Genomic DNA, 22,843 nt, shown 5'->3' with positions numbered 1-22,843 from the left:
TCAGGCCGCGGCAGGTACGCCGAGCAGCGCGTCGATCGCCGTCGCCACGGCGGCCGGCGCGCCGGTGTCGGGACCGCCGACGGTGACGGCCTTCTCGGCCCAGGCGTCGATCGCGGCGAGGGCGTGCGGGGTATCCAGATCGTCCGCCAGGTACCGGCGGACGCGGGCGATGACCTCGTCGCCGTCCGGTCCCGAGGACGCCCGGAAAGCGCGGCGCCACAGGTCGAGTCGCGCCAGAGCTCGCTGCAGCACCTCGTCGGACCACGGGCGGTCCTGGCGGTAGTGTCCCTCGAACAGCCCGAGCCGGATCGCGGCGGGGTCGACGCCGGAGCGGCGCAGCTTCGAGACGAAGACGAGGTTGCCGCGGCTCTTGGACATCTTCTCGCCGTCGAGGCCGATCATGGCCGCGTGCACGTAGTGCCGGGCGAACCGCCGCTCGCCGGTCGCGGCCTCGACGTGCGCCGCGGAGTACTCGTGGTGCGGGAAGATCAGGTCGCTGCCGCCGCCCTGGATGTCGAACGTCGCGCCCAGGCGGTTCGCGGCGATCGCGGCGCACTCGATGTGCCAGCCGGGGCGGCCCGGACCCTGCGGCGACGGCCACGACGGTTCGCCGGGCCGCTCGGCGCGCCACAGGATCGGGTCGATGCTGTCGCGCTTGCCGGGCCGCTCCGGGTCGCCGCCGCGCTCGGCGAAGAACGTCTCCATGGTCGCGCGGTCGTAGCCCGACTCGTAGCCGAACTGCTCCGTGGCGTCGGAACGGTAGTAGACGTCCGGGAACTCGGCATCGTCGACGACGTACGCCGATCCGTTGTCCAGCAGCTTGCCGACGTAGTCCACGACCTCGCCGACCGATTCGACGGCGCCGATGTAGTCGCGGGGAGGAATGACCCGGAGCGCCTCCATGTCCTCGCGGAACAGGTCCGTCTCCCGGGCGCCGAGGTCGCGCCAATCGATGCCGTCGCGCTCGGCCCGCTCGAAGAGGGGATCGTCGACGTCGGTCACGTTCTGCACGTAGTGCACCTCGTGGCCGTTATCCCGCAGCACTCGGTTGACCAGGTCGAACGCGAGGTACGTGGCGGCGTGACCGAGGTGTGTGGCGTCGTACGGGGTGATACCGCAGACGTACATGCCGGCCACCGCGCCGGGGTTGACGGGGCGGACCGCCGCGTCGGACGTGTCGTACAGGCGCAGCGGGACCGACGGTCCGGGCACGGTGGGGACGGTGGGGGTCGGCCAGGAACGCATACCCCCACCCTATGCGCACTCATCCGGGCGTGGATTCCGGCCCGGGCCCGGCCGGCGGAGGCCTTCGCGTCGGGCCGCGACGCGGACCGGCGGGGACGGAAGGTGAACGAACGGCCGTCCTACGAGGGACGATCCTGTGCCACACGAACTCTCAGCAAATTCTTGCCCTCGGTTACTAGCGGGTAGCCCGATCTGCCGCCATGCTTTACCCACCATTGAAGGTCCGCTCGTCTCAGGAGGTGAATGTCATGTCCCGCAATGATTTCGAGAACGTCCTCGACAATCTGTTCCCCACCGAGTCCCGCTGGTTCCTGTACTGCCTGCTCGGCGGCATCGCCTTCGCTCTGACCTGGCGTTTCCTGACCGCGGTCCGGCGCCCGGTCGTCGAGCACCCACCGCTCACCGTGGCGGAGATCGCCTGCCTGCGTTCCTGGCAGGCGCCGCTCGTCGCGGCGATGGGCCTGCTCAGGGCGGGTGGGCACCTCGACGCCGACGGTCGCGCCGACCCCGCCCGACCGCTGCCGCCCACCGCGGACGACTTCACCCGGCGCATGCTGCACCGGCTCGACGGCTCGCAGTTCTCCGTGACCCTGCTGCTCCACGACCAGCTGCAGCCCCTGCGAGACCTGGAGGACGGTCTCGCACGGCGGGGCTACCTGCGCACCAGCAGTGAGCGCTGGCGCACCCGGTTCGGTGCGATGCCGCTCGCCGCCGTCGTGGTCGCGGGGGTCCTGTGCACGCCCGTACTGGCCATCACCGGGCGTTATCCGGTAGAGGCGGCGGTCATGTCCTTCCTCGTCCCGTCCGTGCTCACGGCGGTCTTCCTCCTCCCCCCCGCTGGCATCGGCGCCGCGCACCACCCGCGCGGGAAAGCGGCTCCTCGCGGCCGAGCAGGCTCGCGCGAGCTACCTGCGGCCGTCGCTGCGGCCGGCTTTCGGCACCTACGGCGCCGCGGCGGTGGGCCTGTCCGTCGCCCTCTTCGGCACCGCCGCCCTGTGGCAGATCGACCCCCGGTACGCGGCGGCGATGGCCGTTGCGGGCGGGACCGGCAGCGGCGGCTCCGGATCGTCCTGCGGCAGCTCCTTCACCTGCGGCGGATCCTCCTGCAGCGGCGGCGGATCGTCGTGCGGCGGAGGAGGCGGCTGCGGCGGCGGGGGCGGCTGCGGAGGCTGAGCCGCCCCTCTCGGCTCCGACCTGTTCCACGCACCGGCCCTTCAGCAGCGAGGGCGCCGCGGTCTCGCCGATCCACTCACCAGGAGGTGAACGTCATGTCCCGCACCACGCTCGAGCGCGTCCTCGAAACACTCCTGCCCACCGACACCCGGTGGTTCCTGCTCCTGCTCCTCGGCGGCATCGCGTTCGCTCTGGCCTGGCGATTCGTGACCGCGCCCCGTCGGCGCCGCGTCGGCGAACCGCCGCTGACACCCGTCGAGTTGGCGTGCGTGCGGAGCCGGCAGGCCCCCGTCGTCGTGGCGCTGGCCGAGCTGCGCACGGGCGGACACGTGAGCTCGGTACGGCAGATGTCCGGGCCGCCGCTGCCGCGGGACGCCGACCCGTTCGTCCGTGCCGTTCACGCGTACTGCGACGACGTGTCGTCGTACACGGTCAACGAGGTCACCCTCGCGCTGTCGGACGAGCTCGACGCGCTCGAGGAGCGCGTCGCCGCCCGGGGCTACCTGCGCTCCGAGGCGGACCGCTGGCGGATGCGACTCGGCGCCGCCCCGGTGACCGCCGCCGCCGTGGGCGGCGTGATCACGGCCTTCGTGCGCCTCGTCGTGCTGGGGCACCACGAGGTTCCGCTCGTGACCGGGTTCCTGGTGCCGGGACTGATCACGACGATCGTCGTGGCTCCGCACCTGTGGTCCGTCGGACGTGACACCCGCGCCGGGAAGCGACTGCTCCGTGCCGAGAAGGACCGCCTGGAGTACCTCGCGCCCTCCCGGAAGCCCGCCTGGGCGACGTACGGCTCCGCCGCCGTCGGACCGTCCGTGGCCGTCTTCGGCACGGCCGCCCTGTGGCAGTTCGACGGGGCGTTCGCCGAGAACGTCGAGCTGGCCGGCAGCGCCGAGGCCTCCGGTGAGGGCGGCGGGTCGTGCGGGGGCGCCTCCTGCGGCGGCGACGGGGGCGGAGGCTGCGGGGGCTGCGGGGGTTGTGGCGGCTGCGGCGGGTGCGGAGGATGAGCGCCATGACCGGCACCGTCCCCGCCCTCGGACCGCTCGGCCTGGGCTGGCGGCGCGAGATCGCGGGCGTGATCGCCGACCTGCGACCGGGGTTCTGCGAGGTCATCGCCGAATCCGTCCGGATCCGACGGGGCCGCGCCGAGCCCGACCCGCTGCTCGTCGAGCTGCGCGACCGCGGGGTCCCCCTGGTGCCGCACGGCGTCGCGCTCTCGCTGGGCGGGGCCGACGAGCTCGAGCCGGAACGGATGCACCGTCTGACGGCCTGCGCCGAGGCCCTCGACGCTCCCCTGGTCAGCGAGCACATCGCCTTCGTCCGTGCGGGCGGCATCGAGGCCGGGCACCTCCTGCCCGTGCCGCGCACGCGAGAAGCACTCGACGTTCTGGTCCGCAACATCACGCGGATGCAGGACGCCCTGCCGGTACCGCTCGCGGTGGAGAACATCGCCGCGTTCCTGCGCTGGCCCGAGGAGGAGTACACCGAGGCGGAGTTCCTCGCCGCACTGCTGGAGCGCACCGGAGCCCTGCTCGTGCTCGACGTGGCCAACGTCTACGCCAATGCCCTCAACCGGGGCCGCGACCCGCAGGACGAGCTGTCCCGGTTGCCCGTCGACCGGATCGCCTACAGCCACGTCGCCGGCGGGTCCGAGGGCGGCGGCCGCTACCACGACACGCACACCGACCCGGTGAACGCGGGCGTGCTGGCGCTGGTCACGGCGCTGCGGGAACGCGTGGACGTGCCGTTCATGCTGGAGCGTGACGGGCGCTACCCGCCCGCCGCCGAGCTCTTCGACGAACTCGACGCGATCGCCGCGGCAGCGGGTTGCGCGCCGATCACGCAGCACGCGCGGAAAAAGTGAGCATGAGCCTGCGGGAGCGCCAGGAGGCGCTGGTCCGGGCCCTCGTCGCGGACGGTCCCGTGCCCGAGGGCTTCGACCCGGACGAGGTCGCGGCCGCCGGAGCGGTGTGCCGCCACAAGCGCGACGCGCACGCCGCTCATGCGGTGCCGGCGCACCGTCGGCGCTGGTGGCGCGCGCGGCGGGGCTGACCCGGCTCCGTCGTCATGTCCGGGGCGGGACGGCCGAGATCAGAACGGCGGCCACGGGATCGGCCGGCTCGGTGTCGGCAGCGGCATCGCGCCGAGCTCGAGCAGGACCGCCGCCCGCGCGACGAGGGCGTCCTGCTCCTCGTCGGTGATCAGTCCGGTCAGGTCCGGAGGGGCTGCCCGGAAGGACTCGACGTCGGCGAGCAGCTCGTCGCCGACGGGCCGCCCGGACCAGCCCCACAGCACCGTGCGGAGCTTCGGCGCGGCGTGCAGGCAGATGCCGTGGTCGACGCCCTGGACGCGGCCGTCCGGGCCGGTGAGCACGTGGCCGCCCTTGCGGTCGGCGTTGTTGATGAGCACGTCGAGCACGGCCAGGCGGCGCAGCCGCGGGTCGTCGGCGTGCGCGAGTGCGACCTCGGCGATCCCGTCCGGCGCGTCCGCATCCTCGACGTAGCCGGTGAAGACCTTGAGATAGCCGTCGGGCACCCCGTCGAGCGGGAACAGGTCGATGAGCTCCGGGCTGTCGTCCGGTTCGACGACCCACCGTTGCACCATCCCCGGGCCGAGCGGGCCGTCGCGCAGCACGGTCTCGGGGATGAGGCCCCAGCCGAGCGCCTCGGACACCCGGTACGAGGCGACCTCGCGGCCGGCGAGCGTCCCGTCGGGGAAGTCCCACAGCGGCACCTCGCCGCGGATCGGCTTGTAGACCGCGCGCTCCCCCGTGTCGCCGAGATCGCACAGGAGGGTGGCGTTGGAGGCGCTGGTGATCCGGCCGAGGATCGTCAGGTCTGCGCTCTCGAGGTCCACCGTGAGATCCACCTATTCGTCCTCGGCGCCGAAGGCGGAGCCACGGCGATAGCCGTTGAGGCGCACACACATGTGCCCGTCGGCATCGAGCGGTTCGCCGCACAGCGGGCACGCCGGACGACCGGCGCCGAGCACCTTCTCGGAGCGGTTCGCGAACTCGCGCGCCGCGACGGGCGTGAGGAAGACGCGGACCGCGTCGGGTCCCTCCTCGGCGTCGTCGGCCAGCACCACGGACTCGTCGAGCTCCTGCTCGGTGATCGCGAGCAGCTCGATGACCACCGCCTTCTCCTCGGAGTCCCAGCCGAGGCCCATGGTGCCGACACGGAACTCCGCGTCGACGGGCATCACGAGCGGCTGCAGGTCGGTGACCGGCGTGTCGGCGCCGGGCATCGCGGTGCCGAAGCGGCGGGCCACCTCGTCGAGCAGCGCGGCGATCCGCTCGGCGAGCACCTCGACCTGTTGCTTCTCCAGGAGCACCGAGACGATGCGGGATTCGTGCACGGCCTGCAGGTAGAAGGCACGATCGCCGGGCTGCCCGACGGTGCCCACGACGAACCTGTCGGGGGTGCGGAAAACATGGACGGAGCGGCTCATGCCTCGCCTCCCACCGTGGCCTCCTTGGCTGGACGTTTGGGCAGCGTGACGCTACCGGACGAGTTGACGCACTGCACGAGCGGGCGCGCCGGCCCGTAGGTCACGACGGACACCGACGCCGGCGCGACGAACAACCGCTGGAACTGGTCGAGGTGCGTGCCGAGCGCGTCGGCGACGACGGCCTTGATGACGTCGCCGTGGCTGCACGCGACCCACACGGCGCCGGGGCCGTGCTCCTCGGTGAACCGGCGGTCGGCCTCACGGATGGCCGCGACGGCGCGGGCCTGGACGTCGGCGAGGCCCTCCCCGTCCGGGAAGACCGCCGCGGACGGCTGCTGTTGCACGACCTTCCACAGCGGCTCCTGCAGGAGGTCCTTGATCGCCCTGCCGGTCCACGCGCCGTAGTCGACCTCGACGAGCCGGTCGTCGACCTCGGGCGTGAGGCCGTGCGCGGCGGCGAGCGGTGCGAGGGTCTGCTCGCAGCGCAGGAGCGGGGAGCGGACGGCCGCCACCAGGTCGACGTCGGCGAGGCGGCCGACGAGGTCGGCGGCTTGGGCGCGGCCGGCGTCGTCGAGCGCGACGCCCTCGGCCCGGCCCGCGAGCACCCCGGAGGTGTTCGCGGTCGAGCGGCCGTGGCGCAGCAGGATCACGGTCATGTTCCCGAGTCTATGCGTGCGCGCCACGTACACTATTTCAAAGTCTTGGCGCACCGTCGTGGATGGGACCCGGGGTGCGCATCGTCGAAGGAGGAGCGATGACACTTCCCCCGCCGTCGCACGGGCCGACCGGATCCTGGTCGCCCGCGCGGAACCCCGTCGACGGGCCGGTCCAGGCCCCGATTCCACCGTTGCGGCCGGGTGAGCCTGTCCGCGTGTACGGCCCGCCGTTGCCGCCCGAATCGGGCACCGACGTCCTCTTCGGCGCGTTCTGGCCCGACCGCGACGTGCCAGTGCGGCCGGCTCTGCTGGCGGGGGCGATCGTGGTCGGCGTGCTCGCGGCGGTGCTGCTCCCCGATCACGGCGTCACGTCCGTGGCCGGCCTCCTGGTGGCCGCGGCGCTGCTGCTCGCGCCGCTCACGTTCGCCAGGAACCGGCGCTCGCCCTTCACGTGGGCGGTGGGCGCGATCGCGGCCGGCCTGACGTCGCTTCTGGTCCTGCGGGCCGCGGGATGGCTGGCCGCCCTGGTGGTGCTGGCCCTAGTGCCGCTGGTGTTCTCGGCGCTCTCGGGGGCGCGGACGGTGCGCGACATCGCCGTCAGCGCCGCGCTCTGGCCGCTGTCGCTGCTCCGGGCCGCGCCCTGGGCAAAGCGCACCGTCGGCACGGTCCGCCGGCTGCCGATCGGCTGGCCGGTGCTGCGGACCCTCGCGCTGTGCGTCGCCGCGCTCGTGGTCTTCGGCGCGCTGTTCGCGACGGGCGACGCGGTCTTCGGGTCATGGGTGCAGGCGCTGCTCCCCCGGTTCGACGGCGACGAACTCTTCGGGCGGGCGGCGCTCGCGGCGGTCGTCACCGTGCTCGCCGTCGGCATCGGGTACACCGCGATCAACCCGCCCGGCCGCGTTCTCGGTCCCACACCGTTCGCGGACCGGCGCGCGCTCAAGCGGTTCGAGTGGCTCGCACCCCTCGTGGTCGTCATCGCCATGTTCGCCGGTTTCGTCGCGGCGCAGGCCACCACCTTGTGGGCCGGCCACGACTACGTCCAGCGCACCGCGGGCGTCACCTACGCCGAGTCGGTGCACAAGGGATTCGGCCAGCTCACCGTCGCGACGCTCCTCGCGCTCGTCGTCGTGGGGCTGACCTGGTGGGCGGCACCGCGGGAGACGCGCTCCGATCGGCTCGCGCTGTCCGTCGCGCTCGGGACGCTGTGCGCCCTCGCGCTCGTCGTGGTCGCCTCCGCGCTGTACCGGATGCACGTCTACCAGCAGGCCTACGGCTTCACGGTGCTGCGGCTCGTGGTCGACGCCTTCGAACTGTGGATGGGACTCCTGCTGATCCTCACCGCGCTCGCGGTCGCACTGCGCGCCGTGGCGCAGCTGCCCCGGGCCGCGGTGTGCTCAGCGGCGCTCGTCCTGTTCGGTCTCGGCGTGATGAATCCGGAGGCGTGGGTCGCCGAGCACAACGTCGAGCGGTTCCGGGAGTCCGGCAAGGTCGACGTCGACTACCTCGCCACCCTCGGCCCCGACGCCCGACCCGCGATCGCCCAGCTCCCGCCCGACCTCGCGCAGTGTGCCGTCCGGCCGCGGTTCTCCGACGACCGGTCCTGGCTCGACTGGAACCTCGGCCGCAGCCGCGCCGACGCCGTGACGATCGAATCCAAGCGCGACACGGACGCGTGCGGGGACGGGCGTTCGACGACGCGGTGACCCGTCAGGCCGCCACGGTGACGCGCACCAGCTCGACGGCGGCGGCGACGGCACCGTCGGAGGCGGGGAGCAGCGGGAGGCGCACGGCGGGCGTGGCGATCCGGCCCTGCGCGGCGAGGACGCCCTTGATCACCGTCGGGTTGGGCTCGGCGAACAGGGCGGCGGACAGGCCGGCGAGCGCGCCGCCGATGACGCGGGCCTCCTCGAGCCGGTGCTCGCGCCACGCCGCGAGCAGTGCCGCGAACTCCCCTGCCGCGACGTTCGCGCTGGCCGAGATGGCACCGTGCCCGCCGAGCGCGAGCACCGCGGCGGCGAACGGATCGTCGCCCGCCAGGACCGAGACGGCGCCCGGAGTCGACGTGTTGATCGCGGCCAGCAGCCGCACCGTCGTCTCCGTGACGGCGCCCGCGGCGTGCTTGAACCCGCCCACTCCATCGATGGCGGCGAGGTCGAGGAGCGTGTCGAGCGAGAGCGTGCGACCGGTGCGCTGCGGGATGTCGTAGACGATCAGGGGCACCGGGCTCGCGGCGGCGATCCGGCGGTAGTGCTCGACGACGCCCGCCTCGGACGGCCGCGTGTAGTACGGGACAACGACGAGCGCGAAGTCGGCCCGCGGGTCGATCCCGCCGAGGGCGTCGGCGGTGTCGGCGGTGGCGTTGCTGCCCGCGCCGACGGTGAAGACGGCGCGGTGCTCGGTGCAGACGCCGCCGATCCGGTCGATCACCGCGACCCGCTCCGCGGGGGTCAGGGTCGCGGGCTCGCCGGTGGTGCCGAGCGCGACCAGGCCGTCGGCACCGTCGGCGAGGGTGTCGTGGGCCAGGCGCTCGAGCGAGGCGAGGTCGACGGTGCCGTCGGCGGCGAAGGGAGTGACGAGCGGGACGTGGAGGCCGGTGAGCTGCATGGTCTCAGGTTCCGGCACGATGAGCGGAAGGTCCAGCGCGAGATCGCGATGTCGAGCGTAAGCTGAGCTGATGCTCGATGTGCACCGCCTGCGGCTCCTCCGCGAACTCTCCCTGCGCGGCACCATCGCGGCCGTCGCGCAGGCGCTCGACTACACGCCGTCGGCCGTCTCGCAGCAGCTCGCGACGCTGGAGAAGGAGGCCGGGCGGCCGTTGCTGGAGCGCACCGGGCGCAGCGTCCGGCTCACCGAGGCGGGCCGCATCCTTGTCGGCCACGCGGACGCGGTGCTCGAACGACTGGAGCGCGCCCAGGCGGAGCTCGACGCGCTCGGCACCGAGGTGGCCGGCGAGCTGCGGATCGGCGCGTTCAGCTCCGCGATGCGGACCGTCGTCACCCCGGCGCTCCTGCGGCTCTCGCGCGACCATCCGCTGCTCCGGGTGCGGGTCACGGAGATCGACCCCGCCACGGCACCCGAGGAACTGCGCTCACGGCGGCTGGACGTCGCGCTGATCCAGAGCTACGACTGCCTCCCCGCTCGTGACGAGCCCGCGCTCGATACCGAGCCGCTGTTCGACGAGGCCGTGCACCTCGCGACCCGCCGCGACCGGCCCCGCGCGCTCGCGGACTGCGCCGAGGAGCGGTGGATCTCCGGAACCGTCGGCACGCTGTGCGACGACGCCACCGTCCGGACCTGCGAGAACGCGGGCTTCACCCCGCGGGTGCGGCACCGCACCGACGACTTCGCCGCCGTGCTGGCGCTCGTCGAAGCCGGGCAGGGCGTGGCCGTGATCCCCGAGCTCGCGGCCGTCGACGTGCCCGAGAACGTGCTGCTCACCCCGCTCGACGTCGCGCGGCACACCGCGCTGGCCTATCGGCGCGGCGCGGCGCGCGACCCCCTCATCGGGGCGGCGCGGACGGCGCTCACGTCGCGCTGATGACCCCGCCCCAGAGCAGGCCGAGCACGAGGAAGCCGACCGCGATCCGGTAGCCCACGAACCAGTTCAGCGAGTGCTTCGCCACGAAGTTGAGCAGCCAGGCGATCGCCGCGTAGCCCACGATGAACGCGATCACCGTCGCGACCAGCAACTGCGGCCCCGAGGCGTGCAGCCCCTCCCCGGCGGGCTTGAAGGCGTCCGGGAGGCTGAACAGGCCCGACGCCGTGACCGCGGGGATCGCCAGCAGGAAGGACAGGCGCACCGCCGCCTCGCGCTGCAGACCGAGGAACAGGCCCGCGCTGGACGTCGCGCCCGAGCGGGAGACGCCGGGGATCAGCGCCAGGCACTGTGCCAGGCCCATGAGGATGCCGTCGCGGGCCGTGACCTGCTCCAGCGAGCGCTGCCGGTTCGCGTACACCTTCGAGCTCACGTACTCCGCGGCGAAGATCACGATCGAGAAGACGATGAGCATCGTCGCGACCAGGTACAGGTTCCGGGCGGCCGTGCGGATCTCGTCCTTGAACAGGTAGCCGAGCACCCCGATCGGGATCGTGCCGATGATCACGTACCAGCCGATCCGGTAGTCCACACCCCGCTCGCCCGCGTCGAACAACCCACGGAACCACGCCACCACGATGCGATAGATGTCGCGGGCGAAGTAGATCAGGACCGCCGCCTCGGTGCCCAGCTGCGTGACCGCGGTGAACGAGGCGCCGGCATCATCGCCGAACCAGAGCTCCGACACGATCCGCAGGTGCCCCGAGGACGAGACGGGGAGGAACTCCGTCAATCCCTGCACCAAGCCGAGCACGATCGCCTGCAACCACGTCATGTCCACCCGGGCAGGCTACCGGCCTGAGCCGGGACGGGCCCGGGGCGGTAGTTTCGAGGGATCATGACCCGCACCTTCGCCTCCCGGATCGCCGCCCTCACCGTCGTCGCAGCGGTCGCCCTCACCGGCTGTTCCACGACGCCCGCCCGCGAGGACCGGCCCACGATCGTCCCGGCGCAACCCGCTGTCGCGCCCGAGCCCACGGTGCCTCCCGCCGGCGTGGTGGCACCCGCCGCTGCGGGCGAGGGCCTCGCCTTCGACCCGGTCGGCCGGCGGCTCGCCGCGATCGAGGGGAACGAGGTGGTGCAGTACCGGGTCGACGGCGGCCTCGCGGTAGCAGCTCGGGCGACGCTGTCGGCGCGTCCGAGCCAGGTCGTCGCCAACCACGACGGCGGATTCCTCGTCGCGGCCGGGAAGCAGGTGGTCGTACTACCGCGCGACGGCGGAGCCGACGGCGCCGTCACGGTCGGACGCAAGACCTTCGACGTCGACGGTGAGGTCCTCACGGTGGCGCCGTACGGCGCGGACGGTGCCTCCGTGCTCGCAGGCACCTCCGACGGACGGATCGTCGCGCTCGGGGATTCGCCGAACCCGAAGACCATCACCGGGCCCGTCGAGGCGAGCAGGATCCTCGTGCACGGCTCCGACGTGGTGGTCGTGGACCGGCTGCAGTCGTCGATCACCGAGGTCGATGTGGCGGGCGGCAAGATCGGCAAGGGCCTGCGGGTGGGTCGCGGCATCACGAACGCGTCCATCGCGCCGGACGGCCGGGTCTTCGCCGTCGACACCGGCAAGAACCAGGTCATCGGCTACACCGCCGCGCCGCTGATGGAGCGCTTCCTGTACCCGGAGGCGGGTTCCCCGTGGGCGGTCGACTACGACGCGACCGACAAGCTGATGTGGGTCACGCGCACCGCGACGAACGAGGTGGTCGGCTACGCACTGAGCTCCGGCATCCCCGAACAGCGCAAGGTGTACCCCACCGTCCGGCAGCCCAACTCGATCGCGGTGGACGCGAAGACCGGCACGCTGTACGTGCAGTCGGCGACGGGCGCCGGCATCCAGGCGATCCCGACGCGTTAGGGAACGGACATTGACCAGCGGCACCCGGAGCGCCCCCGACGAGGACGAGTACGATTTCCTGCCGTTGCGATTGCCGCGGGAGGTCTCCCGGGTGACCGCGGCGATGCGGCTGACCATCGAGGCCGAGTTCGGCGGGTGGGAGCTGTCCCGCGTGCGGCTGTACACCGACGGTTCGCGGCGGGTCCTGCTGCGCCGCAAACGCACGAAAACGTCCGGCATGTTGCCGCCGGACGCCACGAAGGGGTTGTGAGCACCATGTCGGCGATGTCCCAGGCGATCTACCGTTCGCTCCTGAACGTGATGTTCCTCGTCTCGCCCGAGCGGATCCACCACTGGGTCTTCGGCCTGATCCGGGGCACCACCGCGGTCCCGCCCGTCCGTGCCGGGATCCGACGGGGCCTCGCGTACCGGGATCCGATCCTCGAGCAGACCGTCTTCGGCGTCCGCTTCCCCGCGCCCGTGGGCCTGGCCGCCGGCTTCGACAAGAACGCGCGCGCCGTGAACGGCTGGGGCGCGCTGGGCTTCGGCTTCGCCGAGATCGGCACCGTCACCGCCCACGCGCAGCCCGGCAACCCGACGCCCCGCCTGTTCCGGCTCCCCGCCGATCACGCCCTGATCAACCGGATGGGCTTCAACAACTACGGCGCGGGCGCCGCCGCGAACGAGCTGCGCAAGCGCGACGCCGGTCCGACCGCGGTGCCGATCGGCGCGAACATCGGCAAGACGAAGGTCACGCCGCTCGAGGGCGCCGCCGACGACTACCGCGTCAGCGCCATGCTGCTCGGCCCGCTGGCCGACTTCATGGTCGTCAACGTCTCCTCCCCCAACACCCCCGGCCTGCGCGACCTGCAGGCCACCGAGTCACTGCGCCCGCTCCTGCAGGCGGTGCTCGACACCGTGACCGTCCCCGTGCTCGTGAAGATCGCCCCGGACCTCGCCGACGAGGACGTCGACGCCGTCGCCGACCTGGCCCTGGAGCTGGGGCTCGCCGGCATCGTCGCCACCAACACCACGATCAGCCGCGCGGGCCTGGCCACGCCGGACGCCGAGGTCGAGGCCATCGGCGCGGGCGGCCTCTCCGGCCGCCCCGTCAAGGCGCGCTCGCTGGAGGTGCTGCGGCGCCTCGCCGCCCGCGTCGGCGACGATCTGGTGCTGATCTCCGTCGGCGGCATCGAGACCGTCGACGACGTCTACGAGCGCATCCGCGCCGGCGCCTCGCTGGTGCAGGTCTACACCCAGTTCATCTACGGCGGCCCCGCGTGGACCCGGACCGTGCACAAGGAGCTGGCCGCACGGCTGCGCGCCGACGGCTTCGCCTCGATCTCCGAGGCCGTCGGCGTCGACCGCTGACGCCCCATCGCACGACGAAGGCCGCGCCCGGGACTCCCGGACGCGGCCTTCGTCTACTTCGTTACGGCATCAGACCTGCGCGTACGTGGCCGTGATGGAGCCGCGGGCGATCGCGGCGCCGAACAGGTTGAAGCCCAGGTAGGCGGGCGTCGCCGTCGCCGGCAGGTCCAGCTTCTCCACGCCGAGCGCGTGCACGACGAAGATGTACCGGTGCGGGCCGTGGCCGGCGGGCGGCGCCGCGCCGACGTAGCGCGGCAGGCTCGCGTCGTTGTTGAGCGTCAGCGCGCCCTCCGGGAGCGAACCGGGCGCACCGTCGCCCGCGCCGGCGGCGAGCGAGGTGACGGAAGCGGGGATGTTCGCGACGGCCCAGTGCCAGAACCCGGAGGCCGTCGGGGCATCCGGGTCGTAGCACGTGACGGCGTAGGACTTGGTGCCTGCGGGCGCGCCGCTCCAGGACAGCTGGGGCGAGACGTCCTCGCCGCCCGCGCCCATGATCCCGCTGCGGTGCGCGACGGGCAGCTCGGCACCGTCGACGATGCTCTCGGAGGTGACGGTGAGCGCGGGCAGGGCCGGCAGCCCCGCGTACGGATCGAACGGAACGGTCATCTCGAATCCTCTCGTGTTGCGCGGTTCTCGGGGTTCTAGGAGTTCATCAGGAAGTGCTCGAAGACCTGCGTGCCGAATTTCAGCGCGTCGACGGGCACCCGCTCGTCGACGCCGTGGAACAGCGCCGCGAAGTCGAGTTCCTCGGGCAGCTGCAGCGGCGCGAAGCCGAAGCAGCGGATCCCGAGCTTGGCGAAGGCCTTCGCGTCGGTCCCGCCGGACAGCATGTACGGCACGGTGCGGCCGTGGGCGTCGAACGCGAGGATCGCGTCGTTCATCGCGTCCACGAGGTCACCGTCGAACTGGGTCTCGTAGGAGTCGAGCTTGGTGATCCACTCGCGCTCGATGTCGGGGCCCAGGATCTCGTCGAGTTCCTTCTCGAACGCGGCCTGCCGGCCGGGCAGGACGCGGCAGTCGATGACGGCCTCGGCGGTCTGCGGGATCACGTTCGCCTTGTAGCCGGCCTTGAGCATGGTGGGGTTCGCGGTGTCGCGGAGCGTCGCGCCGACGATGCGGGCCAGCCCGCCGATCTTGGCGAGCTGCCCCTCGAGGTCGGGCCCGTCCAGGTCGATGTCGATCGTCGACTCCCGGTCGAGGGCGCGCAGGAAGGCGATCACGCTGTCGGTCAGAACCAGCGGGAACGTGTGCCGGCCGAGACGGGCGACGGCCTCCGACAGGAGGGTGACCGCGTTGTCTTCGTGCACGAACGATCCGTGTCCGGCCCGCGCCTTCGCGGTCAGCCGCATCCAGCACATGCTCTTCTCGGCGGTCTCCACGAGGTACAGGCGCTTCTTGTCGCCCGACGGGGTGTCGACGGTCAGCGAGAAGCCGCCGACCTCGCCCACGGCCTCCGTGACGCCCGTGAACAGCTCCGGCCGGTGCTGCACCAGCCAGTGCGATCCCCACGTGCCTCCGGCCTCCTCATCGGCCAGGAACGCGAACATGATGTCGCGGGGCGGGACGGTGCCGGTCGATTTCAACTGCCGCGCCAGCGCCAGCATGATGCCGCACATGTCCTTCATGTCGACCGCGCCGCGGCCCCACACGTAGCCGTCCTCCACGGCGCCGGAGAACGGGTGCACGCTCCAGTCGGCGGGCTCCGCGGGCACCACGTCGAGGTGGCCGTGCACGAGCAGGGTGCCGCGCCGGGGGTCGGCGCCCTTGAGGGTGGCGAAGACGTTGCCGCGGCCGGGCTGCCCGGACTCGACGTACTCCGTCTCGTAGCCGACCTCCTCCAGCCGGGCCTGGACCCAGCGGGCGCATTCGGCCTCCCCCTTGGTCGTCTCGAGCTCACCGGTGTTGGAGGTGTCGAATCGGATGAGGGCGCTCACGGTCTCGACGACCTCGTCGAGCGCGTTCACTGCAGTAGCCACACCCATATGAGTACCACGGACCGCCGGACGGATCGTCGCGCCCGCGGGTGTCCCGACGTGGCGATTTGGTTTCGCGGGCGCGCGTGGATTACTGTGAACGAGCTTCCCAGCGCGGGTGGCGGAATGGCAGACGCGCTAGCTTGAGGTGCTAGTGTCCTATTAACGGACGTGGGGGTTCAAGTCCCCCTCCGCGCACAGAACGAGAACCCCGGCCCCGGCCGGGGTTCTCGTCTTTCTACTGCACGGGCTGCGGCGCCAGCACGATGCGGTGCGTCGGCTCCCACAGGACGTCGTCGTGCAGCGACAGGAAGCTGTACTCCAGCTTCTCGGTGCCGTCCGATTCGTCCAACCTGAGTCCTGAGAGCCGCCCCGCGGCCAGCAGGCGGCCCTCCGCGTCGAAGATCCGCGCGTCACGATCGGTGATGGCGTCGTAGTCCGCGTGGAAGGCCTCGTACAGTTCGCGTCCGGTGAACGTGTCCATACCCTCATGGTGCGCCCGTTCGCGCCGGGCCGCGACGGATTCCGCGGCGTACCGGACATTCGGAACAGTTCCTCCGAACCTGTCCCCGCGCCACCGGGAGCGGAGCACGACGGCGCACCGTCTGGCAGTCTGACGATGTGCCCCAGTCGATCGAGCCCGCCCGCCTCCGCAAGCTCCGCGACATCACGCCCGTCACCCGGTTCGGTGTCGGCGGTACCGATCTGGGCATCGCGTGCCGGGTCGACGACGAAGTGCTCTACGTCTTCGGCGACACCTTCGAGGGGCTGAGCATCGGCGCCGGCGAATGGCGCTCCCCCGTCGGCCTGTTCGGCGACCGCAACGGGGTCATGAGCCGGCCCGCCGGCCCCGACCCGGACCGCGCCCGGCAGTTGCTCGACTACTCGCACGACACGGGACTGTTCACCACGATCCTGCCGACGACGTGCATCCGGGTCGACGGGGTCCTCTTCCTGCACACGATGACCATGCAGAGCCTCGACACCGTCGTGCAGACCGGCCTGTGGCGCAGCGACGACGGTGCCGCCACCTGGCGCGAGGTGGCCCAGTACAACGCGGGGCACGCGGACGGCGCCTGGTGCATGTGGGCGCTGTGTCCGGCGCCGGACGGCTACACGTACAACGTCTCCACGGGCGGCCTCACGCGCGACAAGGGGCTGCGGCTGCACCGCATGCGCACCGAGACCCTCGGAACTCTCCGCAAGGGCGTCAACGTCGAGTGGGAGTCGTGGGGCTGGCGGCAGGACACGGGGTGGGCGTGGGGCAATCCACCGACGGATCTGGTGCTGGGCCAGGGCTACGGCGAGCTGAGCCTGTCGATCGTCGAGGGCACGTGGGTGCTGACGTACTTCGACGCCGCGGGGTACCGGATCGCCGCGCGCTTCGCCGACCGGATCGACGGCGTCTGGTCCGAGCCGGTGACCCTGCTGCAGGGATCCTCCTGGCAGGACGAGGACCACGCCGCGGGGCGGGTCGCACAGCTGTACGGCGGCTACCTCGTCCCCGGTTCGACGCTGGCATCGGCGCGGCTGGTCGTCTCGCAGTGGAACACCGCGGTCGGGCATCCGTACAAGTCGATGATGTTCACCGGCGCGCTGCGCCGGCCCTGATCCTCAGCCGTCCTCGGCGAGCCGTTCCTCGATGAACCGCACCGTCTGCTCGATCAGTGGGCGCAGCGACTCCTGCACCTCGTCGTCCGAGAGCGGCCGGCCCAGGATGACGGCGCCGAGCTGCGGAATCATGAAGGGAGCGGCCTGCAGGCCGATGGCGACGTAGAGCGCGATCGCCGCGCGGAGGTCGTCGGTCCCGCCGGTCACCGCGCGCAGCCGCTCCACCTTGCGGCGGTAGAACTCCCGCCGGCCGTCACTGAAGGGCGGCACCTCCCCCGCGTCGGCGTCGTAGTGCAGGGACTCCCACATGAGCAGGCGCACCAGCTCGGGGTCGCGGCGGTGGTGATCGTAGGCCGCCATGACGTGCTCGGTGAGGGTCTGGCCCTCGAGGAACGGGCTGTGCTCGACGTGCTCGGTGAGCGCCTTCGCCATGACGATCTCGAACAGCCCCTCCTTGCTCCCGAAGTAGCCGTAGATCCGCTCCTTGTTGACGCCGGCCTCGGCGGCGATCCGGGCGACGCGCGCACCGTCGAAGCCCCGCCGGGTGAACTCAGTGCGGGCGGCGGCGATGAGCGCCTCGCTGGTGGGCGTCGATTCGTATCCGGCGGCGTCGGTCACGGTCGACAGACTACCGCCAACCGTCCGGTTGACCCGCCAACCGTGCGGTTGGTACGTTCCCGGCATGACGACGACCACCCGCTCCGGCACCGCCCGCCCCGTCCTGATCCGCACCGGTGTCATCACCGCCCTCGGCGCGCTGCCGATCGTCGGGCAGCTCTACGTCGTCCTGCCGCTCGCAGCCGAGATCGGGGCGCTACCCGGCGCTTCCGGCTCCACGCCAGCGCTCGCCAGCACCGCCTTCGCCCTGGTCTACGCGGTGGGCATCCTCGCGCTCGGCCCCCTCGCCGACAGCCTCGGAGCCCGGCGCCTCATGGTGGCGAGCGCGGCCGCGACCGCGATCGTCACGGCCCTCACCGCGTTCGCTCCGTCGGCGTCGTGGTTCCTCCTCGGCCGCGCCGCTCAGGGACTCGCCGCCGCGGCGTTCACCCCGGCCACGCTCGCCTACATCGCGCGCACCGCACCCGTGTCGGCGCGCGTCCTGCTCAACACGGCCGCGATCGGCGCCGGCCTCGCGTCCGCCGTCGTCAGCCAGGTCGCGGCGCAATTGATCGCGCCGGCGGCCGGGATCACGGGAGTCCTCCTCACGTTCGCCGGTGCCGCCGCGGCCGCCGCCCTCGCGGTGCGGGCGTTGCTCCCCGGCGATGACGCCCCCGTGGGCGAACGACCGTCGCCCACCGCCGTGCACCGCGCGATCCCCGGCCTGCTCGCCCGGCCCCGGCTGGTCCTCCTCTACTGCACGGGCCTGACCTTCCTCAGCGTCCTCGTGGCGCTCTACGCCGCGCTCGCGGCGGACGGCCGGTGGACCGCCACGACGCTCCTCGCGCTGCGCGCCGGCTCGCTCCCGGCGGTGATCGTCGCGGGCGTCCTCACGCTGCGCCTGGGCGGCATCCCGCCGCGCACGCGGATCCTGTCCGCGGTCACCCTCGCCGTCGCCGGTGCGCTGCTCTGCGCCACGGGCGCGACGGTCGCGGTCGGCGCGGGCCTGTTCCTGCTCGTCGGCGCGATCGCGCTCGCCGCACCCTCCGTCGTCGCGGAGGTGACGCGGCTGGGCGCCCCCGCGATCGGTGCCGCCGCCTCGCTCTACACCGTGGCCATCTTCGGCGGCGCGAGCCTGGGCGCGCCCCTCGACGCCCTTCTCGGCGGCGGGCTCACGACCGTGGCGCTCGGTGGCGCGGCGGTCCTCGCCTTCGGCGGACTGACCGCGGCGATCGCCACCCGCGACTGACCAGAACATGTTCTAATCCGGGGATGGAGGACGCCTTCGCCCCCGCCCGGCTCGGCCCCGTCGACCTGCGCAACCGGATCGTCAAGGCCGCGACCTTCGAGGGCCGCACCCCCGAGGCCCTCGTGACCGACGATCTCATCGACTTCCACACCGAGTTCGCCCGCGGCGGCGTCGGCATGACGACGGTGGCGTACTGCGCCGTAGCACCGGAGGGTCGCACCGAACGCCGCCAACTGTGGATGCGCCCCGAGGCCGTTCCCGGCCTGCGCCGGCTCACCGACGCCGTCCACGCCGAGGGCGCCGCGATCTCCGCGCAGCTGGGACACGCGGGGCCCGTCGCCGACGGGGCCCAGCACCGGCGCCCGGTGACGCCGAGCCGGATGATCAGCCCGCTGGCGCTGCGCCCGACCCTCCGTCCGGACGTCACGCACATCCGCGCGCTGGTCCGGGCGCACGCCGACGCCGCACTGCTCGCCGAGGAGGCCGGGTTCGACGCCGTGGAGCTCCACTTCGGGCACAACTACTTGATCAGTGCCTTCCTCAGCCCGCTGCTCAACCGTCGCCGCGACGCGTACGGAGGCGATCTCGCGGGCCGCGCACGCCTCGCCCGCGAGGTCGCGGAGGCGGTACGCGGCGCGGTCGGCGGGCGCCTGGCCGTGACCGCCAAGCTCAACATGACCGACGGCGTACCCGGTGGGCTGAGCCCCGACGACGCCCTCCGTACCGCCCGCTGGCTCGAGTCCGACGGCACGCTCGACGCGCTCGAGCTCACCGCCGGCAGCTCGCTGCTGAACCCGATGTACCTGTTCCACGGCACGCCGCCGCGGCGCGAGTTCGCCGCCGCGTTCCCCAGCCCCGCGCTCCGGGTCGGGTTGCGCGCCGCCGGCCCCGTCTTCCTGCGGGAGTACCCGTACCGGCCCGCCTACCTGCTCGGTCTCGCGCGGCGCTTCCGGGCCGCACTGACGATGCCGCTGGTCCTGCTCGGCGGGATCGCCGAGCGCGCCGCGGTGGACCGGGCCATGGCCGAGGGCTTCGAGTTCGTGGCGATGGGCCGCGGCCTGCTCCGCACGCCCGATCTGGTGCGACGCATGCGGGAGAACCCCGTCGAGCCGGACCGCTGCACCCACTGCAACCTGTGCATGCCCACCATCTACACCCGCACCCACTGCCCCGTCGCCGAGGCGGGCTGAGCCTCAGGCGATGCCGGGCACCTCGGTCGCGGCGAAGTCGGCGAGGGCCTCGGTGACGATCTGCGGGACGTCGCCGGTGACGTTGACGGTGACGCCGAACTCGTCGTCGTCCAGCGGCTCGAGGATGCTCAGCTGCGACTCCAGCATCCCGGCCTTCATGAAGTGCCCGGCGCGGCTCTCCATGCGCTGCTGCAGCAGCTCCTCGTTGCCGGTGAGGAACACGAAGTAGACGCTGGCCCCCGCCGCGCGGATCCGGTCCCGGTACACCCGCTTGAGGGCCGAACAGGCCACCACCGTGGGCCGGTCCGCGATCATCTCGTCGCGCAGGTAGGCACCGATGGTGCCGAGCCAGGGCCACCGGTCCTCGTCGGTGAGCGGCTGACCGGCGGCCATCTTGGCGCGGTTCGCCTCGCTGTGGAAATCGTCGCCGTCGGCGAAGCCCCGGCCCAGGCGGGCGGCCAGTTCGGCCCCCACCGTCGACTTCCCCGAGCCGGACACGCCCATCACGCAGATCTGGATCGTCGCCATCGGTCGAGTAGATCACGCCCGCCCGGGCGGGCGCGGCGCAAGCGCGCACCCCGCCGCCGACGCGCCCGCCGGCGGGCACCGCATACTTGACCCGCACGAGGGAGGGAGACCGGATGCCGATGTCCGTCGCGGCCGTGATCGCGGTCGTCCTCCTGCTGGCGCTCGCGCTGCTCGCCGCCGAGGCGTGGGCCCGCGCCCGGGTGCGGTCGGAGATCGTCCGCGCCACCACCGACCCGCTCGGCGCCGCACCGACGGTGGCCCTCGGACCGCGCCCCGCCCTCGTCCCGCTCGCGCGGCACCGGCGGATCCCGCGGCTGCACGTCGAGACCCGGCACGCCGCGGCCGACCCGCGGGTCCTGGTTCTCACCGCCGACGCGACGGACGTGGTCCCAGGGAACGCAGCGGTCACCGTCGGGTCCCTAGACGCGACCGCCGAGCTGCGGCTGTCCTGGATGCGGCACCTCGTCGACACGGCCCGTGAGGAGGCCGACGACGCGGCGATCGTGGTGCGGACCCTCAGGCTGCTCCCGCGCCGCCGGTCGGTGGCGGTCACCGTCGGGCTGCCGGTCGCCTTCGGCCTCGGCGTGGACGTGCGGGTCGTGGTGGCCGTGTCGGTCCGGGACGGCCGGGTCGCACTGCGGGCCACGGACCTGTCGATGCCGGTCAGCGTCGTCCCGGTGCCGATCCCGATCGCCTGGGCGATCGACTCGTGGATCACCGCGCTGCGGGCCCGGATCGTGCCGCCGGCCGTCGACGCGCTCACGATCACCGACATCCGATGGTCCGAGGACGCGCTCGTGGTCGACCTCACGGCGCACGAGGCGACGGTGCCCCTCGGCGGATGAGGGACAATCGTCCCCATGCCCGAACCCACCGCCCCGATCTCCGCGGAGGATCTCGCCGCGTTCCACCGCGTGCTCGAGACCGCCGCGCTGCTCGATGACGGCGATCCGCAGTCCGTCGAGGTGCAGCGCGCCGTCGGGCACATGTTCAAGCTGCTCAAGCGTGAGCGCCGCAAGTCTGCCCGCGCGAAGGTCAAGGCCGCCGACCGCGACGTGCTCGAGCGCACCGCCACCGGCAACGCCGAGCGCATCGACGACGAGACCGCCGGCATCCTGCTGACCACGCCGACCGCCGGCGACAGCGCCGGCGAGCTGTCGCGCCCGCAGAGCTGCTACATCTGCAAGCAGCCGTACACGCGGATCGACGCGTTCTACCACCAGCTGTGCCCGGACTGCGCCGCGTTCAGCCACGCCAAGCGCGACGCGACGACCGACCTCACCGGACGCCGCGCGCTGCTCACCGGCGGCCGCGCCAAGATCGGCATGTACATCGCCCTGCGCCTGTTGCGCGACGGTGCCGACCTCACCATCACCACCCGCTTCCCGACCGACGCCGCGCGCCGCTTCGCCGAGCTCGCCGACAGCGCCGAGTGGCTCGATCGCCTGCACATCGTGGGCATCGACCTGCGCGACCCCTCGCAGGTCAGCGCACTGGCGGACGCCGTCGCCGCGCGCGGGCCGCTGGACATCATCATCAACAACGCCGCGCAGACGGTGCGCCGTTCCCCCGGTGCGTACTCCGCCCTCGTCGACGCCGAGGCCGGCGAGGTGCCGCCCGAGCTCGCGAGCCGGATCATCCGGTTCGGGCGCGCCAGCTCCGCGCATCCCGCCGCGCTGACCGAGGCCCTCGACGGGCACACCGGCGGCGTCTCCGGCGACCTCGCGGCCCTGGATCCGGCGGCGCTCACCGCGCTCGCGCTGCGAGGCGGCTCGTCGTCCGCCGCGCGCATCGAGGACGGCACCGCCATCGACGCGGGCGGCCTCCTGCCCGACCTCGTGCACACCAACTCCTGGGTGCAGACCGTCGAGGAGGTGCAGCCGCTGGAGCTGCTCGAGGTCCAGCTGTGCAACTCCGTGGCACCGTTCATCCTCATCTCGAAGCTGCGTCCGGCCCTGGCCGCCTCGCCCGCGCGCCGCAAGTACGTCGTCAACGTCTCCGCCATGGAGGGCCAGTTCGGCCGCGGGTACAAGGGACCCGGCCACCCGCACACCAACATGGCCAAGGCGGCGCTGAACATGCTCACCCGCACCTCGAGCGGGGAGATGCTGGAGCAGGACGGCATCCTCATGACCGCCGTCGACACCGGGTGGATCACCGACGAGCGGCCGCATCACACCAAGATGCGGCTCGCCGACGAGGGCTTCCGCGCCCCGCTCGACCTGGTCGACGGTGCCGCCCGCGTGTACGACCCGATCGTCCAGGGCGAGAACGGCGTCGACCTGTACGGCTGCTTCCTCAAGGACTACAAGCCGTCGCCGTGGTGAGGTGCGGTCCTCCGCCGCGGTGATCGCTGTCGGTGCCGGGC

Annotated in this window: 24 protein-coding genes and 1 tRNA gene; 14 read left to right on the top strand and 11 right to left on the bottom strand. The window is 72.7% G+C overall.

Annotated features, from left to right (window positions below; all coding sequences use genetic code 11):
* Positions 1–1,245 (bottom strand): cysteine--1-D-myo-inosityl 2-amino-2-deoxy-alpha-D-glucopyranoside ligase, encoded by a 1,245-nt coding sequence (mshC, locus tag BLW32_RS12820; RefSeq protein ID WP_068741932.1) that lies wholly within the window; start codon positions 1,243–1,245, stop codon positions 1–3.
* A gap of 248 nt (positions 1,246–1,493) precedes the next feature.
* Between mshC and BLW32_RS28345 the strand changes: the two genes are divergently transcribed.
* Genes BLW32_RS28345 through BLW32_RS12805 form a run of 3 tightly spaced genes read left to right on the top strand, consistent with a single transcriptional unit; the run spans position 1,494 to position 4,470 of the window.
* Positions 1,494–3,425 (top strand): TIGR04222 domain-containing membrane protein, encoded by a 1,932-nt coding sequence (locus tag BLW32_RS28345; protein ID WP_068741933.1) that lies wholly within the window; start codon positions 1,494–1,496, stop codon positions 3,423–3,425.
* A 5-nt stretch (positions 3,426–3,430) separates the two neighbouring features.
* The gene (locus BLW32_RS12810; protein WP_068741934.1) at positions 3,431–4,282 is read left to right on the top strand and encodes an MbnB/TglH/ChrH family RiPP precursor modification enzyme; all 852 of its coding nucleotides are present in this window, start codon (positions 3,431–3,433) and stop codon (positions 4,280–4,282) included.
* A gap of 2 nt (positions 4,283–4,284) precedes the next feature.
* Positions 4,285–4,470, top strand: a complete 186-nt coding sequence (locus BLW32_RS12805) for an SCO6045 C-terminal-like domain-containing protein (protein ID WP_068741935.1) — start codon at positions 4,285–4,287, stop codon at positions 4,468–4,470.
* A gap of 39 nt (positions 4,471–4,509) precedes the next feature.
* Here BLW32_RS12805 and BLW32_RS12800 read toward each other — a convergent pair whose 3' ends face one another.
* The 3 genes from BLW32_RS12800 to BLW32_RS12790 are packed head-to-tail and all read right to left on the bottom strand — an operon-like array spanning position 4,510 to position 6,524.
* Positions 4,510–5,286, bottom strand: coding sequence for an SCO1664 family protein (locus BLW32_RS12800; RefSeq protein WP_068525611.1), 777 nt, complete (start codon positions 5,284–5,286; stop codon positions 4,510–4,512).
* Positions 5,287–5,868: a DUF3090 domain-containing protein gene (locus tag BLW32_RS12795; protein WP_068525610.1), complete on the bottom strand. Its 582-nt coding sequence runs from the start codon at positions 5,866–5,868 to the stop codon at positions 5,287–5,289.
* Positions 5,865–6,524: a histidine phosphatase family protein gene (locus BLW32_RS12790; protein WP_068741936.1), complete on the bottom strand. Its 660-nt coding sequence runs from the start codon at positions 6,522–6,524 to the stop codon at positions 5,865–5,867. The genes BLW32_RS12795 and BLW32_RS12790 overlap by 4 nt, the downstream gene beginning before the upstream one ends.
* Before the next feature lie 98 nt (positions 6,525–6,622).
* Here BLW32_RS12790 and BLW32_RS12785 point away from each other — a divergent pair, with 98 nt between their 5' ends.
* Entirely contained in the window at positions 6,623–8,227 is a 1,605-nt protein-coding gene (locus tag BLW32_RS12785) for a DUF4153 domain-containing protein (protein ID WP_139286142.1), read from the top strand.
* Positions 8,228–8,231: 4 nt separating this feature from the next.
* Here BLW32_RS12785 and dapA read toward each other — a convergent pair whose 3' ends face one another.
* Positions 8,232–9,128: a 4-hydroxy-tetrahydrodipicolinate synthase gene (gene dapA, locus BLW32_RS12780; protein WP_068741938.1), complete on the bottom strand. Its 897-nt coding sequence runs from the start codon at positions 9,126–9,128 to the stop codon at positions 8,232–8,234.
* A 70-nt stretch (positions 9,129–9,198) separates the two neighbouring features.
* Between dapA and BLW32_RS12775 the strand changes: the two genes are divergently transcribed.
* Complete coding sequence (locus BLW32_RS12775; protein WP_068741939.1) at positions 9,199–10,062, top strand: LysR family transcriptional regulator; 864 nt, start codon at positions 9,199–9,201, stop codon at positions 10,060–10,062.
* On the opposite strand, the gene BLW32_RS12770 is transcribed toward BLW32_RS12775, so the two are convergent.
* A complete protein-coding gene (locus BLW32_RS12770; protein ID WP_068525600.1) occupies positions 10,049–10,894 on the bottom strand; it encodes an undecaprenyl-diphosphate phosphatase in 846 nt (281 codons plus the stop codon). The genes BLW32_RS12775 and BLW32_RS12770 overlap by 14 nt on opposite strands.
* A 63-nt stretch (positions 10,895–10,957) precedes the next feature.
* Between BLW32_RS12770 and BLW32_RS12765 the strand changes: the two genes are divergently transcribed.
* From BLW32_RS12765 to BLW32_RS12755, 3 genes are read left to right on the top strand one after another with little or no spacing between them, the layout of a single operon-like run.
* Positions 10,958–11,977 carry a YncE family protein gene (locus BLW32_RS12765; protein ID WP_068741940.1) on the top strand — a complete coding sequence of 340 codons (1,020 nt, stop codon included), beginning with the start codon at positions 10,958–10,960 and terminating at the stop codon, positions 11,975–11,977.
* A gap of 10 nt (positions 11,978–11,987) precedes the next feature.
* Positions 11,988–12,227 (top strand): DUF5703 family protein, encoded by a 240-nt coding sequence (locus BLW32_RS12760; protein ID WP_068525595.1) that lies wholly within the window; start codon positions 11,988–11,990, stop codon positions 12,225–12,227.
* A gap of 26 nt (positions 12,228–12,253) precedes the next feature.
* A complete protein-coding gene (locus tag BLW32_RS12755) occupies positions 12,254–13,327 on the top strand; it encodes a quinone-dependent dihydroorotate dehydrogenase (protein WP_068742314.1) in 1,074 nt (357 codons plus the stop codon).
* 69 nt (positions 13,328–13,396) lie between these two features.
* Here BLW32_RS12755 and BLW32_RS12750 read toward each other — a convergent pair whose 3' ends face one another.
* Entirely contained in the window at positions 13,397–13,933 is a 537-nt protein-coding gene (locus tag BLW32_RS12750) for a YbhB/YbcL family Raf kinase inhibitor-like protein (protein ID WP_068525594.1), read from the bottom strand.
* Positions 13,934–13,968: 35 nt separating this feature from the next.
* The gene (locus BLW32_RS12745; RefSeq protein WP_068525592.1) at positions 13,969–15,309 is read right to left on the bottom strand and encodes a M20/M25/M40 family metallo-hydrolase; all 1,341 of its coding nucleotides are present in this window, start codon (positions 15,307–15,309) and stop codon (positions 13,969–13,971) included.
* 103 nt (positions 15,310–15,412) lie between these two features.
* Between BLW32_RS12745 and BLW32_RS12740 the strand changes: the two genes are divergently transcribed.
* A tRNA-Leu gene (locus tag BLW32_RS12740) sits at positions 15,413–15,498 on the top strand.
* A gap of 40 nt (positions 15,499–15,538) precedes the next feature.
* Here the strand turns inward: BLW32_RS12740 and BLW32_RS12735 are convergent.
* Positions 15,539–15,784, bottom strand: coding sequence for a hypothetical protein (locus tag BLW32_RS12735; protein WP_068525590.1), 246 nt, complete (start codon positions 15,782–15,784; stop codon positions 15,539–15,541).
* Between the two features lie 137 nt (positions 15,785–15,921).
* On the opposite strand from BLW32_RS12735, the gene BLW32_RS12730 reads away from it, so the two are divergent.
* Entirely contained in the window at positions 15,922–16,911 is a 990-nt protein-coding gene (locus BLW32_RS12730; RefSeq protein ID WP_102101892.1) for a DUF4185 domain-containing protein, read from the top strand.
* 3 nt (positions 16,912–16,914) lie between these two features.
* Here the strand turns inward: BLW32_RS12730 and BLW32_RS12725 are convergent, their stop codons facing one another.
* Complete coding sequence (locus BLW32_RS12725; protein ID WP_068525588.1) at positions 16,915–17,529, bottom strand: TetR/AcrR family transcriptional regulator; 615 nt, start codon at positions 17,527–17,529, stop codon at positions 16,915–16,917.
* A 64-nt stretch (positions 17,530–17,593) separates the two neighbouring features.
* Between BLW32_RS12725 and BLW32_RS12720 the strand changes: the two genes are divergently transcribed.
* Both BLW32_RS12720 and BLW32_RS12715 read left to right on the top strand, forming a co-directional pair.
* Positions 17,594–18,757, top strand: a complete 1,164-nt coding sequence (locus tag BLW32_RS12720; protein ID WP_068741941.1) for an MFS transporter — start codon at positions 17,594–17,596, stop codon at positions 18,755–18,757.
* 23 nt (positions 18,758–18,780) lie between these two features.
* Entirely contained in the window at positions 18,781–19,947 is a 1,167-nt protein-coding gene (locus BLW32_RS12715) for an NADH:flavin oxidoreductase (protein WP_068741942.1), read from the top strand.
* Positions 19,948–19,950: 3 nt separating this feature from the next.
* Here BLW32_RS12715 and BLW32_RS12710 read toward each other — a convergent pair whose 3' ends face one another.
* Complete coding sequence (locus tag BLW32_RS12710) at positions 19,951–20,475, bottom strand: gluconokinase (protein ID WP_068741943.1); 525 nt, start codon at positions 20,473–20,475, stop codon at positions 19,951–19,953.
* A 113-nt stretch (positions 20,476–20,588) separates the two neighbouring features.
* Here BLW32_RS12710 and BLW32_RS12705 point away from each other — a divergent pair, with 113 nt between their 5' ends.
* Together BLW32_RS12705 and BLW32_RS12700 are read left to right on the top strand one after the other, a co-directional pair.
* Positions 20,589–21,320, top strand: a complete 732-nt coding sequence (locus tag BLW32_RS12705; RefSeq protein WP_068741944.1) for a hypothetical protein — start codon at positions 20,589–20,591, stop codon at positions 21,318–21,320.
* Between the two features lie 15 nt (positions 21,321–21,335).
* A complete protein-coding gene (locus BLW32_RS12700) occupies positions 21,336–22,802 on the top strand; it encodes an SDR family NAD(P)-dependent oxidoreductase (RefSeq protein WP_068741945.1) in 1,467 nt (488 codons plus the stop codon).
* Positions 22,803–22,843: the final 41 nt, after the last annotated feature.

Origin of the sequence: Tsukamurella tyrosinosolvens, assembly GCF_900104775.1 — a bacterium.
GTDB classification, from domain to species: domain Bacteria; phylum Actinomycetota; class Actinomycetes; order Mycobacteriales; family Mycobacteriaceae; genus Tsukamurella; species Tsukamurella tyrosinosolvens.
Note: the sequence above shows the minus strand (reverse complement) of the source record. Positions and strands in the feature narration are given on the sequence as shown.

What these genes read in the sequence shown, in the direction of transcription:
- mshC (WP_068741932.1), bottom strand. Translation starts at nt 1,245, where the DNA reads ATGCGTTCCTGGCCGACCCCCACCGTCCCCACCGTGCCCGGACCGTCG.
- BLW32_RS28345 (WP_068741933.1), top strand. Translation starts at nt 1,494, where the DNA reads ATGTCCCGCAATGATTTCGAGAACGTCCTCGACAATCTGTTCCCCACC.
- BLW32_RS12810 (WP_068741934.1), top strand. Translation starts at nt 3,431, where the DNA reads ATGACCGGCACCGTCCCCGCCCTCGGACCGCTCGGCCTGGGCTGGCGG.
- BLW32_RS12805 (WP_068741935.1), top strand. Translation starts at nt 4,285, where the DNA reads ATGAGCCTGCGGGAGCGCCAGGAGGCGCTGGTCCGGGCCCTCGTCGCG.
- BLW32_RS12795 (WP_068525610.1), bottom strand. Translation starts at nt 5,868, where the DNA reads ATGAGCCGCTCCGTCCATGTTTTCCGCACCCCCGACAGGTTCGTCGTG.
- BLW32_RS12790 (WP_068741936.1), bottom strand. Translation starts at nt 6,524, where the DNA reads ATGACCGTGATCCTGCTGCGCCACGGCCGCTCGACCGCGAACACCTCC.
- BLW32_RS12785 (WP_139286142.1), top strand. Translation starts at nt 6,623, where the DNA reads ATGACACTTCCCCCGCCGTCGCACGGGCCGACCGGATCCTGGTCGCCC.
- dapA (WP_068741938.1), bottom strand. Translation starts at nt 9,128, where the DNA reads ATGCAGCTCACCGGCCTCCACGTCCCGCTCGTCACTCCCTTCGCCGCC.
- BLW32_RS12775 (WP_068741939.1), top strand. Translation starts at nt 9,199, where the DNA reads ATGCTCGATGTGCACCGCCTGCGGCTCCTCCGCGAACTCTCCCTGCGC.
- BLW32_RS12770 (WP_068525600.1), bottom strand. Translation starts at nt 10,894, where the DNA reads ATGACGTGGTTGCAGGCGATCGTGCTCGGCTTGGTGCAGGGATTGACG.
- BLW32_RS12765 (WP_068741940.1), top strand. Translation starts at nt 10,958, where the DNA reads ATGACCCGCACCTTCGCCTCCCGGATCGCCGCCCTCACCGTCGTCGCA.
- BLW32_RS12750 (WP_068525594.1), bottom strand. Translation starts at nt 13,933, where the DNA reads ATGACCGTTCCGTTCGATCCGTACGCGGGGCTGCCGGCCCTGCCCGCG.
- BLW32_RS12745 (WP_068525592.1), bottom strand. Translation starts at nt 15,309, where the DNA reads ATGGGTGTGGCTACTGCAGTGAACGCGCTCGACGAGGTCGTCGAGACC.
- BLW32_RS12735 (WP_068525590.1), bottom strand. Translation starts at nt 15,784, where the DNA reads ATGGACACGTTCACCGGACGCGAACTGTACGAGGCCTTCCACGCGGAC.
- BLW32_RS12720 (WP_068741941.1), top strand. Translation starts at nt 17,594, where the DNA reads ATGACGACGACCACCCGCTCCGGCACCGCCCGCCCCGTCCTGATCCGC.
- BLW32_RS12715 (WP_068741942.1), top strand. Translation starts at nt 18,781, where the DNA reads ATGGAGGACGCCTTCGCCCCCGCCCGGCTCGGCCCCGTCGACCTGCGC.
- BLW32_RS12710 (WP_068741943.1), bottom strand. Translation starts at nt 20,475, where the DNA reads ATGGCGACGATCCAGATCTGCGTGATGGGCGTGTCCGGCTCGGGGAAG.
- BLW32_RS12705 (WP_068741944.1), top strand. Translation starts at nt 20,589, where the DNA reads ATGCCGATGTCCGTCGCGGCCGTGATCGCGGTCGTCCTCCTGCTGGCG.
- BLW32_RS12700 (WP_068741945.1), top strand. Translation starts at nt 21,336, where the DNA reads ATGCCCGAACCCACCGCCCCGATCTCCGCGGAGGATCTCGCCGCGTTC.